The 13,990-nt window shown below is 72.7% G+C and carries 15 protein-coding genes; 8 read left to right on the forward strand and 7 right to left on the reverse strand.

Features of this window, described 5'->3' with window-relative positions; all coding sequences use genetic code 11:
* Positions 1–84: 84 nt before the first annotated feature.
* Positions 85–579, forward strand: a complete 495-nt coding sequence (locus HNR67_RS24060; protein ID WP_185004499.1) for a DinB family protein — start codon at positions 85–87, stop codon at positions 577–579.
* 4 nt (positions 580–583) lie between these two features.
* Here the strand turns inward: HNR67_RS24060 and HNR67_RS24065 are convergent, their stop codons facing one another.
* Positions 584–1,351, reverse strand: a complete 768-nt coding sequence (locus HNR67_RS24065; RefSeq protein WP_185004500.1) for an IclR family transcriptional regulator — start codon at positions 1,349–1,351, stop codon at positions 584–586.
* A gap of 79 nt (positions 1,352–1,430) precedes the next feature.
* Between HNR67_RS24065 and HNR67_RS24070 the strand changes: the two genes are divergently transcribed.
* From HNR67_RS24070 to dmpG, 3 genes are read left to right on the forward strand one after another with little or no spacing between them, the layout of a single operon-like run.
* Entirely contained in the window at positions 1,431–2,228 is a 798-nt protein-coding gene (locus HNR67_RS24070; protein WP_185004501.1) for a 2-keto-4-pentenoate hydratase, read from the forward strand.
* The gene (locus HNR67_RS24075; RefSeq protein ID WP_185004502.1) at positions 2,225–3,178 is read left to right on the forward strand and encodes an acetaldehyde dehydrogenase (acetylating); all 954 of its coding nucleotides are present in this window, start codon (positions 2,225–2,227) and stop codon (positions 3,176–3,178) included. Before HNR67_RS24070 ends, HNR67_RS24075 begins: the two co-directional genes overlap by 4 nt.
* Positions 3,175–4,176 (forward strand): 4-hydroxy-2-oxovalerate aldolase, encoded by a 1,002-nt coding sequence (gene dmpG / locus HNR67_RS24080; RefSeq protein ID WP_185004503.1) that lies wholly within the window; start codon positions 3,175–3,177, stop codon positions 4,174–4,176. Before HNR67_RS24075 ends, dmpG begins: the two co-directional genes overlap by 4 nt.
* Before the next feature lie 74 nt (positions 4,177–4,250).
* Here dmpG and HNR67_RS24085 read toward each other — a convergent pair whose 3' ends face one another.
* Genes HNR67_RS24085 through HNR67_RS24100 form a run of 4 tightly spaced genes read right to left on the reverse strand, consistent with a single transcriptional unit; the run spans position 4,251 to position 7,396 of the window.
* Positions 4,251–5,186: a DODA-type extradiol aromatic ring-opening family dioxygenase gene (locus HNR67_RS24085; protein ID WP_185004504.1), complete on the reverse strand. Its 936-nt coding sequence runs from the start codon at positions 5,184–5,186 to the stop codon at positions 4,251–4,253.
* Positions 5,186–6,085 (reverse strand): alpha/beta fold hydrolase, encoded by a 900-nt coding sequence (locus tag HNR67_RS24090; RefSeq protein ID WP_312987917.1) that lies wholly within the window; start codon positions 6,083–6,085, stop codon positions 5,186–5,188. The genes HNR67_RS24085 and HNR67_RS24090 overlap by 1 nt, the downstream gene beginning before the upstream one ends.
* A complete protein-coding gene (locus HNR67_RS24095) occupies positions 6,082–6,594 on the reverse strand; it encodes a cupin domain-containing protein (protein WP_185004505.1) in 513 nt (170 codons plus the stop codon). Before HNR67_RS24095 ends, HNR67_RS24090 begins: the two co-directional genes overlap by 4 nt.
* A 13-nt stretch (positions 6,595–6,607) precedes the next feature.
* Positions 6,608–7,396, reverse strand: a complete 789-nt coding sequence (locus HNR67_RS24100) for an SDR family oxidoreductase (protein WP_312987919.1) — start codon at positions 7,394–7,396, stop codon at positions 6,608–6,610.
* Positions 7,397–7,434: 38 nt separating this feature from the next.
* On the opposite strand from HNR67_RS24100, the gene HNR67_RS24105 reads away from it, so the two are divergent.
* The 4 genes from HNR67_RS24105 (at position 7,435) to HNR67_RS24120 (ending at position 10,686) form a co-directional block, all read left to right on the forward strand.
* On the forward strand, positions 7,435–8,217 hold the full coding sequence (locus HNR67_RS24105; protein ID WP_185004506.1) for an IclR family transcriptional regulator: 783 nt from the start codon (positions 7,435–7,437) through the stop codon (positions 8,215–8,217).
* Between the two features lie 98 nt (positions 8,218–8,315).
* Complete coding sequence (locus HNR67_RS24110; RefSeq protein ID WP_185004507.1) at positions 8,316–9,815, forward strand: flavin-containing monooxygenase; 1,500 nt, start codon at positions 8,316–8,318, stop codon at positions 9,813–9,815.
* A gap of 17 nt (positions 9,816–9,832) precedes the next feature.
* A complete protein-coding gene (locus HNR67_RS24115; protein ID WP_185004508.1) occupies positions 9,833–10,309 on the forward strand; it encodes a cupin domain-containing protein in 477 nt (158 codons plus the stop codon).
* The gene (locus HNR67_RS24120) at positions 10,306–10,686 is read left to right on the forward strand and encodes a nuclear transport factor 2 family protein (RefSeq protein ID WP_185004509.1); all 381 of its coding nucleotides are present in this window, start codon (positions 10,306–10,308) and stop codon (positions 10,684–10,686) included. Before HNR67_RS24115 ends, HNR67_RS24120 begins: the two co-directional genes overlap by 4 nt.
* Here the strand turns inward: HNR67_RS24120 and HNR67_RS24125 are convergent.
* Both HNR67_RS24125 and HNR67_RS24130 read right to left on the reverse strand, forming a co-directional pair.
* Positions 10,673–11,053, reverse strand: a complete 381-nt coding sequence (locus tag HNR67_RS24125) for a VOC family protein (RefSeq protein ID WP_185004510.1) — start codon at positions 11,051–11,053, stop codon at positions 10,673–10,675. The two genes, HNR67_RS24120 and HNR67_RS24125, sit on opposite strands and share 14 nt — an antisense overlap.
* A 42-nt stretch (positions 11,054–11,095) precedes the next feature.
* Complete coding sequence (locus tag HNR67_RS24130) at positions 11,096–13,981, reverse strand: hypothetical protein (RefSeq protein WP_185004511.1); 2,886 nt, start codon at positions 13,979–13,981, stop codon at positions 11,096–11,098.
* Between the last annotated feature and the right edge of the window lie 9 nt (positions 13,982–13,990).

A 13,990-nucleotide genomic window follows, 5' to 3' on the forward strand; every position in this document is an offset into this window, starting at 1 on the left:
CTCGTCGTTCCCCTCCTGTTCCACCTTCTGGACACATGTCGCTGTCCGCGAACCCCGCCTCGCCCGAGAATGGAGTGAAAGCCCATGACCACCAACAGAATCACCGACGGCACCGAACGAGCGATCATCGAGAACATGCTTGATCGCAACCGCGCGGCCCTGATCGAGACCGTCCGCGGCCTCTCCGAAGCGGACGCCCGCCGCAGGCTCGTCGCCTCCCTGACCACGCCGATCTCGTTGCTCAAGCACGCCGCGGGCGCCGAACGGATCTGGTTCCAACGGTTCTGGGCGGGACTGGAGGCGTCCGAATGCGACGGATACTCCGAACGGGACGAGGGCACCTTCACCGTCACCGACGACGAGACCCTGGCCGGGGTGATCGCCGAGTTCGAGCGCGCGAGCCTGCGATCACGGGAGATCGCCGCCCGCTTCGACCTCGACGACACCAAGCACATGCCCCTGGAGGGAACGGTCAGCCTGCGCTGGACCCTGCTCGCCATGATCGAGGAGTTCGCCCGGCACGCCGGCCACGGCGACATCCTGCGCGAACAGCTCGATCAGGCCGCACCGCGGGCGTAGCGGGTCACCTGGCCGGGTCCGCGGTCAGGGCCGCGCGCCGGGCCAGGGTCAGCGCGATGCCGGTGGCGGCGGCCTGCACCGAGGCGGCGTGGGCCTGCGGGTGGAACCGGGTGGTGGGGCCCGCGACGCTGACCGCGGCCACCACCCGGTCGTCCTGGTCCAGCACCGGGCAGGCCACGCAGGCCAGGCCGATCCGGGACTCCTCGAACTCATAGGCCACCCCGGTTCTCGCCACCTGGCGGAGCTGGCGGCGGAGCGCGCCGGGGGTGCTGACGGTGCGTGGGGCGCGGCGGGTGAGTGGCGCGGCGAGGATCTCGGCGAGCACGTGCGGCGGGGCGTGCGCGAGCAGGGCCTTGCCGATCGCGGTGGCGTGCAACGGCAACCTACCGCCCAGTCGGGACGGCGACGCGGCCTGGCGGTGGCCGCCGATCTTGGCCACGTAGACCACCTCGTGGCCCTCGCGGAGTCCCAGGTGGACGGTCTCGTGGGTACGTTCGTACAGGTCTTCCAGGTACGGGGTGGCGACCTCGACCAGGCGGCGTTCCACCGAGGCGCGGATGCCGAGCTGGAAGAGGTGACCGCCCAGTCGGTAGCCGCGTTCACCCCGGTCCAGCAGCCTGACCTCGACCAGTTCGCCGAGCAGCCGGTGCAGGGTGGCCTTGGCCAGGCCGGTGCGCCTGCCCAGTTCGGCGAAGCCCAGCTCCTCGTCGTCGATGCCGTAAGCGTGCAGGACCATCATCACCTTGCCCAGCAGGGTGTTCGGGACGGTCATTCGCTGATGGTCGCACGGAGTTCCGCTGAGCGGAACTTTTCCCTGCCGTCCGGGCGGTCGGGGCGGTGACGATGGCGGCATGAACCCGCACCTCAGTCCCGTGGCCACGCCGGTGCGCCTGGCCGCGGACCGGCTCGCCGAGGCCCGGCGCACCCGCGTTGGCTGCGCCCCGGTCCGCGATCTGATCGGCAGTGACGTCATCGCCGCCTACACCGTGCAGCGGCTGGGTATCCCGGTGGACGCGGCCGTGCTGGGCCGCAAGATCGGGCTCACCTCGCCCGCGGTGCAGCAACAGCTGGGCGTGGACCAGCCCGATTTCGGCGTGCTGCTGGCCGACATGGCCTTTCCGGACCGCGCGGCTCTCCCGACCGAACGGTTGGTAGCGCCGCGGGTGGAGGCGGAGGTGGCCTTCGTGCTCGGCGCCGACCTCACCGCCGGACCCTTCGACGAGCAGTCGGTGGCGGCGTCCGTGGCGTACGCGGTGGCCGCGCTGGAGATCGTGGACAGCCGGATCGCCGGGTGGGACATCACCTTCGCCGACACGGTCGCGGACAACGCCTCGGCGGGGTTGTTCGTGCTCGGCACCGAGCGGGTCCGGCTGGCGGAGTTCGTGCCGAGGGAGGTGGCGATGTCGATGAGCGTCAATGACGTGGTCGTGTCCACCGGGACCGGTGCGGCCACCCTCGGCGATCCGCTGACCGCGCTGGCCTGGCTGGCCACCACCGCGCTGGAACTGGGTGATCCGCTGCGGGCGGGGGAGGTCGTGCTCACCGGCGCGCTCGGACCGGTCGTGCCGGTCCAGGCGGGGGACCGGGTGGCGGCCACGATCACCGGGCTCGGCCGGGTGCGGGCGAGCTTCGCGGCGGTGACCGGGTGAGCGCCCGGACCAAGGTCGCGGTGCTCGGCTCGGGCAACATCGGCACCGACCTGATGATCAAGATCCTCCGGTTGTCCGGCACCCTCGAACTGGCCGCCCTGGCCGGGATCGACCCCGCCTCCGATGGCCTGGCGCGTGCGGCCCGGCTGGGTGTGCCGACCACCGCCGAGGGCGTGCACGGGCTGCTCGGGCTGCCCGGCTTCGCCGAGATCAAGATCGTCTTCGATGCCACCTCCGCACGAGCGCACCTGGACAACGCGGCGGTACTGTCCGCGCACGGCAAGCGCATCGTGGACCTGACCCCCGCCGCGATCGGCCCGATGGTGGTGCCCGCGGTGAACCTGCACCGCCACCTGGACGCCCACAACGTCAACATGGTCACCTGCGGCGGCCAGGCCACCATCCCGATCGTGGCCGCCCTGGCCGGGGTCGTCCCGGTGCCCTACGCCGAGATCATCGCCTCGATCGCCTCCCGCTCGGCCGGACCCGGCACCAGGGCCAACATCGACGAGTTCACCGAGACCACCGGCCACGCCCTGGCCGAGGTCGGCGGCGCGGGCCGGGGCAAGGCGATCATCGTGCTCAACCCGGCCGAACCGCCGATGACCATGCGGGACACGGTGCTCGCCCTGGTCAACGCCCCCGACCCGGCCGGCCACGACGCGATCCGGGCCGCGGTCGCCGAGATGGTGGCCACGGTCGCCGCCTACGTGCCCGGCTACCGGCTCAAACAGCCCGTGCAACTCACCCCGGTGCCCGCCGACCAGCCCAGGACCCTCACCAGCGAGCCGGTCACGCACCAGGTCTCGGTGTTCCTGGAGGTCGAGGGCGCGGCGCACTACCTGCCCGGCTACGCGGGCAACCTCGACATCATGACCAGCGCCGCGCTGCGCACCGGCGAGGCCATCGCCGACCACCTGGTCGGGACAGCAGCGGAGGTCCGGACGTGAAGCTCTACCTGCAAGACGTGACCCTGCGGGACGGCCTGCACGCCCTGCGGCACCGGATCACCCCGGACCAGGTCGCCCGGATCGCCGGCGCGCTGGACGCGGCGGGCGTGGCCGCCATCGAGGTCTCGCACGGCGACGGCCTCGGCGGCGGGTCCCTGGTCTACGGGCCGGGCAGTCACACCGACTGGGCCTGGCTGGAGGCGGCCGCTGGCGCGATCCGCACCGCGCGGCTGACCACCTTGCTGCTGCCCGGTATCGGCACCGTGGCCGATCTGCGCCGCGCGCACGAGCTGGGGGTGCGTTCGGTCCGGGTGGCCACGCACTGCACCGAGGCCGATGTGGCCGCCCAGCACATCGCCGCCGCGCGCGGGCTGGGCATGGACGTGGCCGGGTTCCTGATGATGAGCCACCTGGCCGCGCCCGCCGAGCTGGCCGCCCAGGCCCGGTTGATGGAATCCTATGGCGCGCACTGTGTTTACGTCACCGACTCCGGTGGCCGGTTGCTGATGACCGATGTGCGCGACCGGGTCCGGGCCTACCGGGACGTGCTCGCCGAGACCACCCAGATCGGCATCCACGCGCACGAGAACCTCTCCCTCGCGGTGGCCAACTCGGTGGTCGCCGTGCAGGAGGGCGCCACCAGGGTGGACGCCTCGCTGACCGGACTTGGCGCGGGCGCGGGCAACTGCCCGATCGAACCCTTCGCCGCGGTCGCCGAACTGCACGGCTGGGCGCACGGCGCGGACCTGTTCGCCTTGCAGGACGCGGCCGAGGACCTGGTGCGGCCACTGCCGGACCGGCCGGTGCGGGTGGACCGGGACACGCTGATGCTGGGCTACGCGGGGGTGTACGGCTCGTTCCTGCGGCACGCCGAGACCGCGGCCGAGCGAACCGGTGTACAGGCAAGGGAGATCCTGGCCGAGGCCGGGCGGCGGCGACTGGTCGGCGGCCAGGAAGACCTCCTGGGTGACATCGCGCTGGACCTCGCGCAGCACTGAAAGCACTGGCGCACAACAGAAGCGGGGGCCGACGCCGCGGCCCCCGCTTCGCACAGCCGGTGGACTGAAGGCCCTCAGTCGACCGGGAAGGTCGCGCCGATGCCCATGCCGGTGATCCACTCGGGCACCGGCTCGTAGCTGGTCCACACCAGCGGCAGGCCGACCGCGACCTGGCCGATCAGCCAGCAGCGCACCTCGTGCCCGCCGGTGCCCGCGAGTTCCTCGATGCCCTGGTGGCCGAGTGCGGCGATCGCGCCCGCGTCGTCGGCCCGCAGCCGCTCCAGGAACCAGTTGTCCCACTCCTCGGCCACCCTGGCCTGCGGATTGCCGCCCATCGCGCGCACCCGGGGTTCGCGGGCGGCGGCGAATGCCTGGGCGTCGGCCCGGCCGTGGATGAGCGCGGCGCGGCGCTCGCCGACCACGGCCGGATCGCGCGGATCGTTGGAGGGCAACCAGTGCGACAGCCCGCCGCTGGCCACCACCAGCACCCGCCCCGGGAATTCCGCGGCCCGCAACGCGGTGCCCAGCTGCCAGCCCAGTTCCAGGCAGCGTCGCGGTGCGGGCAGTGGGGGAGCGGCGGTGTTGACGACCAGGGGCACCATGGGCACGGTGGTGCCGCCGGTGACCATCTCGTAGCTCTGCACGATGCCGTGGTCGACGGTGAGCGAATAGGACAGGGACAGGTCGAACCCGGCCTCGGCGAGTCCACTGTGGACCGACCAGGCGAGTTTGTCCGCCACCGGCAGCGGCCCCGCAGTACTGCCGAAGTCGCCGAAGCCAACGGCTTCCTCGACGCCGAGCACGAACGGCGGCATCACGTCGTAGAAGTTGGCGTGGAAGTGGTCGGGGCCGATGACGACCACCGCGTCCGGCTCAAGCCGTCGCACCGCGCGGTGCACGCGTTCGGCGTCGCGCAGGAACCGGCCGCCGGGGCCGTGTTCGTCGGCGGGCGGCAGCAGGGCGGCGAACGGGCTGTGCGACAGGCCGACGAAGCCGATGATCTCCGCCATCAGGAGGGGTCCTTTCCGAGCAGCAGCCAGGTGCGGTGGACGTCGAGGAATTCGCCGACCTTCTCCCACTGCGGCCAGTGCCCGGCGTCCTGGATCACGTGCAGGCGGGCGTCGGGCAGCCAGCCCAGCAGCAACTCGGCCTCGTCCAGGCCGCCGGTGGGGTCGTGGCTGGTCCACAGCAACAGGGTCGGCGCGTGCACCCGGGAGACCCAGGACGGGTCCCAGGCGAAGTCCTTGCGCACCAAGGGATCCTGGAGGACCAGGGTGTTGGTGATGGCCTGCACGAAGCCGGGCCGGGAGTAGACCTGGCGGCGCAGGTTCACCAGCTCCTCGGTGACCATCTCCTTGTGGTGGAACAGGAACTCCACCCGGCGGCGCACCGTGTCCGCACTCGGGTCCAGCACCGCGGCCATCGTGCTCTCCCGCAGCCGGTGCATCACCTCGGGCTTGTTGGCGATGTTGCCGGGGGTGTTGAGCACCAGCCGGTCCACCCGCTCCGGGTAGTGCGCTGCGGTCCAGGCGGCCACCCAGCCACCCAGGGATTCGCCGGAGAGGTGCGCGTGCTCGATGTCGAGCACGTCCAGCAGGGACACGAGGTGCTCGGCCAGCACGTCGATGGTGTAGGGCTGGTCGGGCAGTGCCGACCAGCCGTGACCCACCATGTCATAGACCGTCACCCGGAAGTCCCTGGCCAGACCGGTCAGGTCGCGGGCGTATGCCTCCAGGTGCCCGCCGGTGCCGTGCAGCAGCACCAGTTCCGGGCCCGCGCCCGCCTGCAGGACCCTGGTGCGCACGGTGCCCGTGCCCAGGGGGACCTCGACGTGCCGCAGGGTGTGGTCCAGATCGGCCAGTTCGGCCCAGACGCTGACGTGCTCGGGGATCGGCGTGGCAGCGCTCACGTGTCCTCCTGGTGGTCGAACCGGGCCTTGGCCTCGGCGAGGGTGACGAGTCCGGCGCTCTGCCTGCGGGCGAGCCCGAACAGGCCGAGCAGCCGGGAGTTCTCGATGGTCAGGAACTCCACCGGTTCGGTGGCGGAGCCGTTGTGGTGGCGGTGCCAGGCCCACGGCGGGGTGTAGACGAACGAGCCGGTGCGCCAGGTGACGGGCTCGGCCTCGCCCTCGATCTCGCTGTGGCCTTCGCCGGACAGCACGAAGTGCACGGTCTCGTGGTAGTGCCGCTGCATGTCCGAGCTTTCCCCGGCCGGGATCACCTGGCGGAACAACTCGAACGTGGCGGTGGGCAGGGTGCCCGCGATGCGCAGCGTGGTGGGGTTGGGCACCGAGCCGGGCGGGATGGTGTCGAGGTCCTCGTCGTGCACGACCAGTGGGCGCTGGCCGCCGGGGGCGACCGCGTGCGTGATGCCCGCGAGGAAGTCGGCCATGTTGAAGGCGGGGCCGGAAGTGGCCATCGGTGGTGTCCTTTCACCCGGGGTGCTCGGTGCGGCCGCCGTCGACGGTGAGCACGGTGCCGTTGACGTAGCCTGCCGCCGGCGAGGCCAGGTACGCGACCGCGGCGGCGATCTCCGCCGGATCGGCTGCCCGCGCCGCCGGGATCTCGGCCTGGTCCTGGGTGATCGCGGTGGCCAGGTCGAGGCCCGCGGCCCGGGCCCTGGCCCGCAGCACCGCCAGGCGGCGCGGGGTGTCGGTGGCCCCGGGGGCGACGGTGTTGACCGTGACGCCGCGGTGGGCGTACTCGCGGGCGGCGAGCTTGGCCGCCGCGGTCATCGCCGAGCGCAGCACGGTGGAGGCGGCCAGGCCCGGTTGCGGCTGGCGGACCGCGGTGGAGCCGATCACCACCACCCGGCCGAAACCCCGCTTGGCCATCGGCGGCAGCGCGGCCCGCAGTAGGGCGAGCGGGCCGAGTACCAGCAGGTCCAGGTTGTGGTGCCACTGGTCGTCGGCGATGGCCAGGATCCGGCCGGGCGCCGGGCCGCCCGCGTTGACCACGAGCACGTCGAGCGAGCCGTGCCTGGCCCGCACCTCGGCCACGGCGGCGGTCGCGGCCGCCGGGTCGGCCAGGTCGCACACCAGGTGGTCCACACCGCCGCCCAGGGCCGCGGCGGTCGCGGCGAGGGTGTGCCCGGTGCGCCCGGCCAGCACGACCCGGTGCCCGGCGGCCAGCAACGCGGCCGCGGTGGCCGCGCCGATCCCGCCCGCGCCGCCGCCGACCAGCGCGGTGCGTTCCACAGTGGACTGGTTGTTCTCCGTCACGCGTCCTACAGTCCGGTCATGACCGAGCAGGACCAAGCATGAGTCCCACTCGCCGGGACTCCGCGGCCGAGGTGGCCGGTGGTTCGCTGGAACGCGCCGCCGCGCTGCTGGACGCCTTCGACGCCGACCACCGCGAACTCGGCCTGGCCGAACTGGTGCGCCGTTCGGGCCTGCCGCGCTCGACCACGCACCGCACCGCGGCCCGGATGATCCAGCTCGGCTGGCTGGACAAGCAGGGCGAGCGGTACCGGATCGGCAACCGGCTCTTCGAGCTGTCCGGGCTGGTGCCGGTGCGGCGCGAACTGCGTGAGGCGGTGCTGCCGTTCCTGCAGGACCTCTACGCGGCGGCCCGGACCACGGTGCAGCTCGGCGTGCTCGACGGCGCCCAGGTGCTGGTGGTGGAGAAGATCTCCGGGCACCGCCCGATGCCGATGTTGGACCAGGTAGGGGGCAACATCCCGGCGCACTGCTCCGGCCTGGGCCGGGCCATCCTGGCCTACTCCGACGAGCAGACCTTCGAGACCGTGGTGGCCGCCGGACTGCACCGGCGCACCCCGCGCACGATCAGCAGCCCGACCGCGTTGCGCCGGGAACTGGCCGCCATCCCGGACCGGGGCTGGGCCTATGACCGGGAGGAGGGCATCGTCGGCATCAGCTGCGTGGCCGCGCCGATCTTCGACGCGGTCGGCGGCGTGGTGGCGGCGCTGTCGGTCACCGGTCCCAGCGCGGTCGTGCTGCCCGAACGGATCGGGCCCGCGGTGCGGATGGCCGCGGCGGCGGCCAGCCGGGCCTACTCCAGCAGGCGCTGGGCCGGGCCGTGAGTGAAAGATCGAGTCCCGCTGACCGGGACTCTCGGTTGGTCCCGGCGGCCGCCGGTCAGAGACTGTGGTCCCACCAGGTCGGACCAGGAGGACACAGCATGCGGGTCGCGATCATCGGCGCCGGGGTCGCCGGACTCACTACCGCCAAGGTTCTGCTGGCAGCGGGCCACGAGATCCTGGTCTTCGACCGGACCCCCGATGTCGGCGGGGTGTGGAGCCGCACCCGCCGCTATCCCGGTCTCACCACCCAGAGCCCCAAGGCGCAGTACTCCTTCACCGACTTCCCGATGCCCCGGCACCTGCCGGAGTGGCCGACCGGCGCCCAGGTGCAGGAGTACCTGGAGTCCTATGTGGCCGAATTCGGACTCGAACCGAGCCTGCGGCTGGCGGCCACGGTGGAGGCGGTCGTCCAGGACGGTGATGCCTGGGCGGTGACCACCCGGTCGGCGGCCGGGACCAGCACCGCGACCTTCGACCGGGTGGTGGTGGCCAACGGCGTGTTCTGCGAGCCCTCGGTGCCCGAGTTCCCCGGCCGCGCCGAGTTCGCCGCCGTGGGTGGGCGGCTGCTGGCCGGTTCGGATTTCCACGACGTCGACCAAGCCCTCGGTAGGCACGTGCTGGTGGTCGGCTACGGCAAGTCGGCGTGCGATGTGACCGTGCCGATCAGCAAGGTCGCGGCCAGCACCGACGTGATCGCCCGGCAGCTGCTGTGGAAGGTGCCGCGCAAGATCGCCGGGGTGGTGAACTTCAAGATGCTGTTGCTGACCAGGATGGGCGAGGCGTTGTTCCGCTATCGCTGGTTGCGCGGCTTCGAGAAGTTCCTGCACGGCCCCGGCAACCGGCTGCGCCGCGCACTGCTGAACTCCCTTGGCACGGTCTCGGTGCGCCAGTTCGGGCTCAAACGGCACGACCTGGTGCCGGGCGGGCGGATGGAGGACATCGTCAAGGGCGCGATCGGCCTGGCCACCGAGGGCTTCTTCGAGGGCGTGGCCGCGGGTGCGATCAAGGTGCGCCGCGACCAGACCATCACCAGCCTCGGCGAGCGGGACGGCAGGCCGGTCGCCGAACTCGCCGACGGTTCGGTGCTGCCCGCCGACCTGGTCGTCTGCGCCACCGGCTTCACCCAGGGCGTGCCCTTCCTGACCGAGTCCGTGCAGCAGCGGCTCTTCGACGAGCGCGGCAACTTCCTGCTGTACCGCCAGATCCAGCCCCTCGAAGTGCCCGGCCTGTACCTCAACGGCTACAACTCCTCCTTCTTCAGCCCGCTCAACGCCGAGATGGCCGCCCTGTGGATCGCCGCCGACCTGGCGGGTGCGCTCACCCTGCCGGACGTGGCGACCCGGCGGGCCGATGTGCTCGGCCAGCTCGCCTTCATGGACGAGGCCACCGACACCCACCACTGCCGCGGCACCAAGATCATCCCGTTCTCCATGCGCAACGTGGACGAGGTGCTCGGCGACCTCGGCGTGCAGATCCCCAGCCGGGTCCGCGCCACGCACTGGCTGAACCCGGTGGCGCCCGCGGCCTACCGCGCGCTGACCCCCGCCCTGCTCCAGCGCCTGGCCGCGCCGGAGACCGCCGCCCGCGTCACGCTCTGATCGCACGAAGGGACACCATGGACACCAACGGGAACGCCGAGACGACCACCCGGTCGGCACAGCACGTCTGCCGCTCCGGCGAGGGCGTCGACGTGGGCGCGATCGGCCTGGGCATCAAGGTCCGCCTGACCGGAGCCGACACCGGGGGCGCGTACTCGCTGTTCGAGTACATCGTGCCGCCGGGACTGGGCGGCCCGCCCACGCACATCCACAGCCGCGAGGACGAGCTGTTCACCTGTGTGCAGGGCCGGGTCCGGGTGGTACTCGACGGAGTGGAACACGTGCTGGGGCAAGGGGATTCGCTGCTGATGCCGCGCGGGGTGCCGCACGTGTTCAGCAACCCGTTCGAGGAGGAGACCCGGATCGTCGCGGTGGTCTCCCCGCCCGGCCTGGAGAACTACTACCGCGAGCTGAGCGAACTGCCGCCCGGCCCGCGCGACATGGCCCTGGTGGCGCAGGTGATGGCCCGCCACGGCCTGTCCCTGCAACGATGAGCAGGGCCAGGTACGAGGCGATGGTGCACGCGATGTGCGCCGCGGTGGACGCCGGTGACGCCGCGGCCTTCGGCGCCTGGTTCGCCGAGGACGCCACCTACACCTTCGCCAACAACCCTGCCCTGACCGGCCGGGCCGCCATCGTCGAGGCCACCGCGGGCGCGGCGGGTGTGCTGCCGTGGGTGCGGCATGTGGTCGAACAGGTCGCGGTGGTGGGGCAGCAGTTGTTCTGCCGCTTCACCATCAAGACCGAGGCGCCCGGCGGCGGCGAGCTGGCACTGCCGTGTGTGACGGTGATCTGGCTGGACGGGGACCGGATCGTGGACTACCGGGTGCACATGGACCTCAGCCCGGCAGTGGGCGTCAGAGCGGGTTGAGACGGGCTTTGAGCAGGCAGAACTCGTTGCCCTCCGGGTCGAGCAGGACGTGCCACTGCTCCTGGCCGGTCTGCCCGACCTCGGCCGGGCGGGCGCCGAGCGCCAGCAGGCGGGCCAGCTCGGCGTCCCGATCGCGGTCGGTGGCGTTGACGTCGATGTGCAGCCGGGACCTGCCCTGCTCCGGCTCGTCCTGGCGGCTGAGGACCAGCGTCGGCTGCGCCCCGCCGAAGCCCTCCCTCGGCCCGATCTCGATCGAGCCGTCGTCCTCGGTATCGAGCACGACGAAGTCCAGGACCGCGCACCAGAATCGCGCCAGCACCTCGGGATCGTGACAACCGAGCACGAGTTCACTGATCCGACAGGCCATTGACCCAACCTACTCTCAGCAGTTTGCCCGACCGGGCTCAGGTCAGCGGTGGGCCCGTTGCCAGAGTGCGGGCCAGCCGCCCTTGCCCAGCAACGCCGACGGGATGAGCAGCCCGTGCTCGGCGATCCGCTCGGCGAAGTCCCGCACCGGCGCGCCGAGTTCGGCCGCCGAGGGCAGGGCTCGCTGCCACGGGCCGTCCTCGTCGAACAACGTGCTCGCGGGAAAACCGGGCACGGTCACCTTCTTCGGCTCGCTCACCCGCACCAGTCCCTCCATTGTGGACGGAGAAGCGCAGGTGGCCGCGATGGCCAGTGCGCACACCAGTTCGGGTGCGGGCCGCCGGGCCACCGAGCGGGCCAGGATCTCGTCGTGGGCCAGTGCGCCGATGGCCGTCCTGATCGCCCGCGCCACCTCGTCCATGGCGTGCGCGGGGGTGATCGCGGCGCGGCGCACCAGGGCGCGCAGTGAACGTGGCAGGGGTCCGGGGCCGGTGAGGGTGGCGACCCGGTCGTACTCGCGTTGTGCCGGGTCGAGGCGGCCCACCGCGGTGGTCAGCGGGCGGACCCGGGTGGCGTGCCAGAGGGCGGAGGCGCCGAGTCCGGTGGCCAGGGCGGTGCGGACCAGGTCGACGTGCTCGGCCGGGCGGAGGCGTTTCAGCGCGATCACCGCGGCTTCCGGCTCGAAGTCGGCCGGGTGTCCGGCCCGGCCGAGGCCGCGGGCGAGTACGACGTAGGTGCGGCGGGCCGCGGCGACCGCCGTGCTGGCCAGTTCCCGTTCCACCTCGGCGGCCAGGCCGCGGGTGAGGTCGGCGGGCAGGCGGGCGGCCGCGGTCCGGCGGGAGCCGCCGCGGGCCCGGGTCGGCGGGGCGGGTTCCAGGGGTTCGGGTTCGGGCGGGGCGGGCGCGGGGAGGGCGGCCACCCAGGTCTTGATGTGCGCCACCAGGTCCGCGTCGAGACTGTCGTTGAAGCGCGCACGCAGGTCGGAGACGTGCCAGCCGCCGGTCTGCCGCCGGATGTCCAGGTTGGCCAGGATGCGGTCCTGGACCGGGTCGCGCAGGGCCATCAGCACGCACTGCCCGCTGCGGGCCAGGTCGGCGTACCAGGCGTCGCCAATGCAGTTGCCCATGTAGCCGGACCAGGCAGCGAGCTGCCGCGGCTCGCGGCCCAGCTCCACCACCAGGTCCGCGCCCGGGATGACCTGCTTGTCCACAGTGGACACTTCGGCCGGGATGGGGAAGGCGCCCACGCTGGCCTCGGCGATCACCGCGGCCGCGCTGACCCCCTCGGCCAGTTCCGTCCAGCTCCGGCAGCGGGGCGGCGGTTTCGCGCCGAAGGCGACCAGCTGGGCCACCGCGGCGACGGCCAGCGGCACCGAGTCGGGCCGCGGCTGCTCCTGACCCGGTGGCGGCCCGGCGTAGGACAGCTCGGGCATCGACTCACCGGGCACCGCGGTGGCCGACTCGTGGCCGTCGAAGGGCGCCAGCGCGTCGGCGAGGTCGGCGTACCACAGCAGGTCGTGCGGTTCCTCCACGGTGACCGGATCCGCATCCGGGTTGGCGGCCAGCCGCTGCGCCAGGGGTTGCGTCAGCTCCTTGGCGTGCGAGTCCTCCAGCGGCGGCTGCTCCCAGCCGCCCGGCGCCCTGGTGTACCCCGCCGCAGCCCGCCACCTGCGCAGGTGGCCTGCCTGCCAGCGCTGCTGGCGGTTCCAGCAGTGGTGCAGGTACTGCCGCTCGAAGGTGGGGAGGTGCTGGGTCACCGCGTCGATGACGACCTCGCCGTAGTTGCGGGCCATGGCGATCCGGGTCCGCACCGCGGTCTCGGTCTTCGGGGTGATCGCCCGTCCCGGCTCCAGGAGCTGGAGCACCTGGTGCACATAGCACCCCGGCCGTGCCGGGTGGCTGTAGACGCCTTCCTGGCGGCGGGCGGCATTGGATCGCGTTTCCTCGTCGAGGAGGGAGTCGGCCGCGAGCAGTTCGCCGCGGTGCTTCTCGGCGGCGGCCGCCAGACCCTCGTCGAAGACGGTCCTGGCGAACCGCAGCAGCGCGGTGGACGCGATGGCGTCGTGCAGCAACCAGGTCAGTTCCCAGGTGGCCCACCAGCGGGGCGGCTGCCAGCGGGCCGCGGTGGCCAGCGTCATGCTGTTGCCGAGAGCGTAGGTCGCCTGCCGCAGGATCGCGGTGTTGAAGTAGTCCTGGTGGCGGGTGCGGAGTTTCTCGATCCGGTCGGCCTTGGTCTGGGTCGAGGCCAGGCCGGCCAGGCGCTGCCGCTTGACCAGTCGGGCGCAGACCTCTTCCCACAGGCTGAGGATCAGCGCGAGTCGCCGGGGCTGGGGATAGCCGCTCAGGGCGAGGGACAGGTGTCCGGCCAGGGTGGAGGCCGCGCCGCGCGGGAACGGGTCGATGCCGTCCGGGGCGCGTAGTTCGAGCAGGCGTTCGAGTTGTTCCGGGCCGAGCAGGTCCGAGGCCGCGGCGGCCAGGCCCAGTGCGGCCCAGCGTTCCTCGGTGACCGCGGCGTGTGCGGCCGCGCCGACCCGTTTGGTCGCCGACGGTCCGAACAACGCGACCAGGCGGGCAGTCCGGTCGCCCAGGCGGTCCGCGCCGTCGGTGCCGAGCACCCGCAGTGCGGCCAGCACCGCGTCCCGACGGTCGCCGTGCGCCCCGGCCAGGCGCGCCGAGGTGAAGCCGCCGCCGAGGTCAACGCCTGCCGCGGCCGCCTCGGGTCCCTTGTCCAGCAACAGGATGAGCTGTCGGCACGCCTCCCGGACCGCCTCGGGTCCGGCCTCGGCCGGTCCGATGGCGACGGGTGCGCCGGGTGGGTGCGCGCCTGCGCGGTCCTCGGCCGGTCTGGGTGCGAGGCGGCCGCCGGAGGTGGGCAGCCAGCAGCGCAGCCCAGCTCCCGCGGCCAGGCCAAATGCGAGCTGTACGGACATCGGCTCCCA

Source organism: Crossiella cryophila, assembly GCF_014204915.1.
Taxonomy (GTDB): domain Bacteria; phylum Actinomycetota; class Actinomycetes; order Mycobacteriales; family Pseudonocardiaceae; genus Crossiella; species Crossiella cryophila.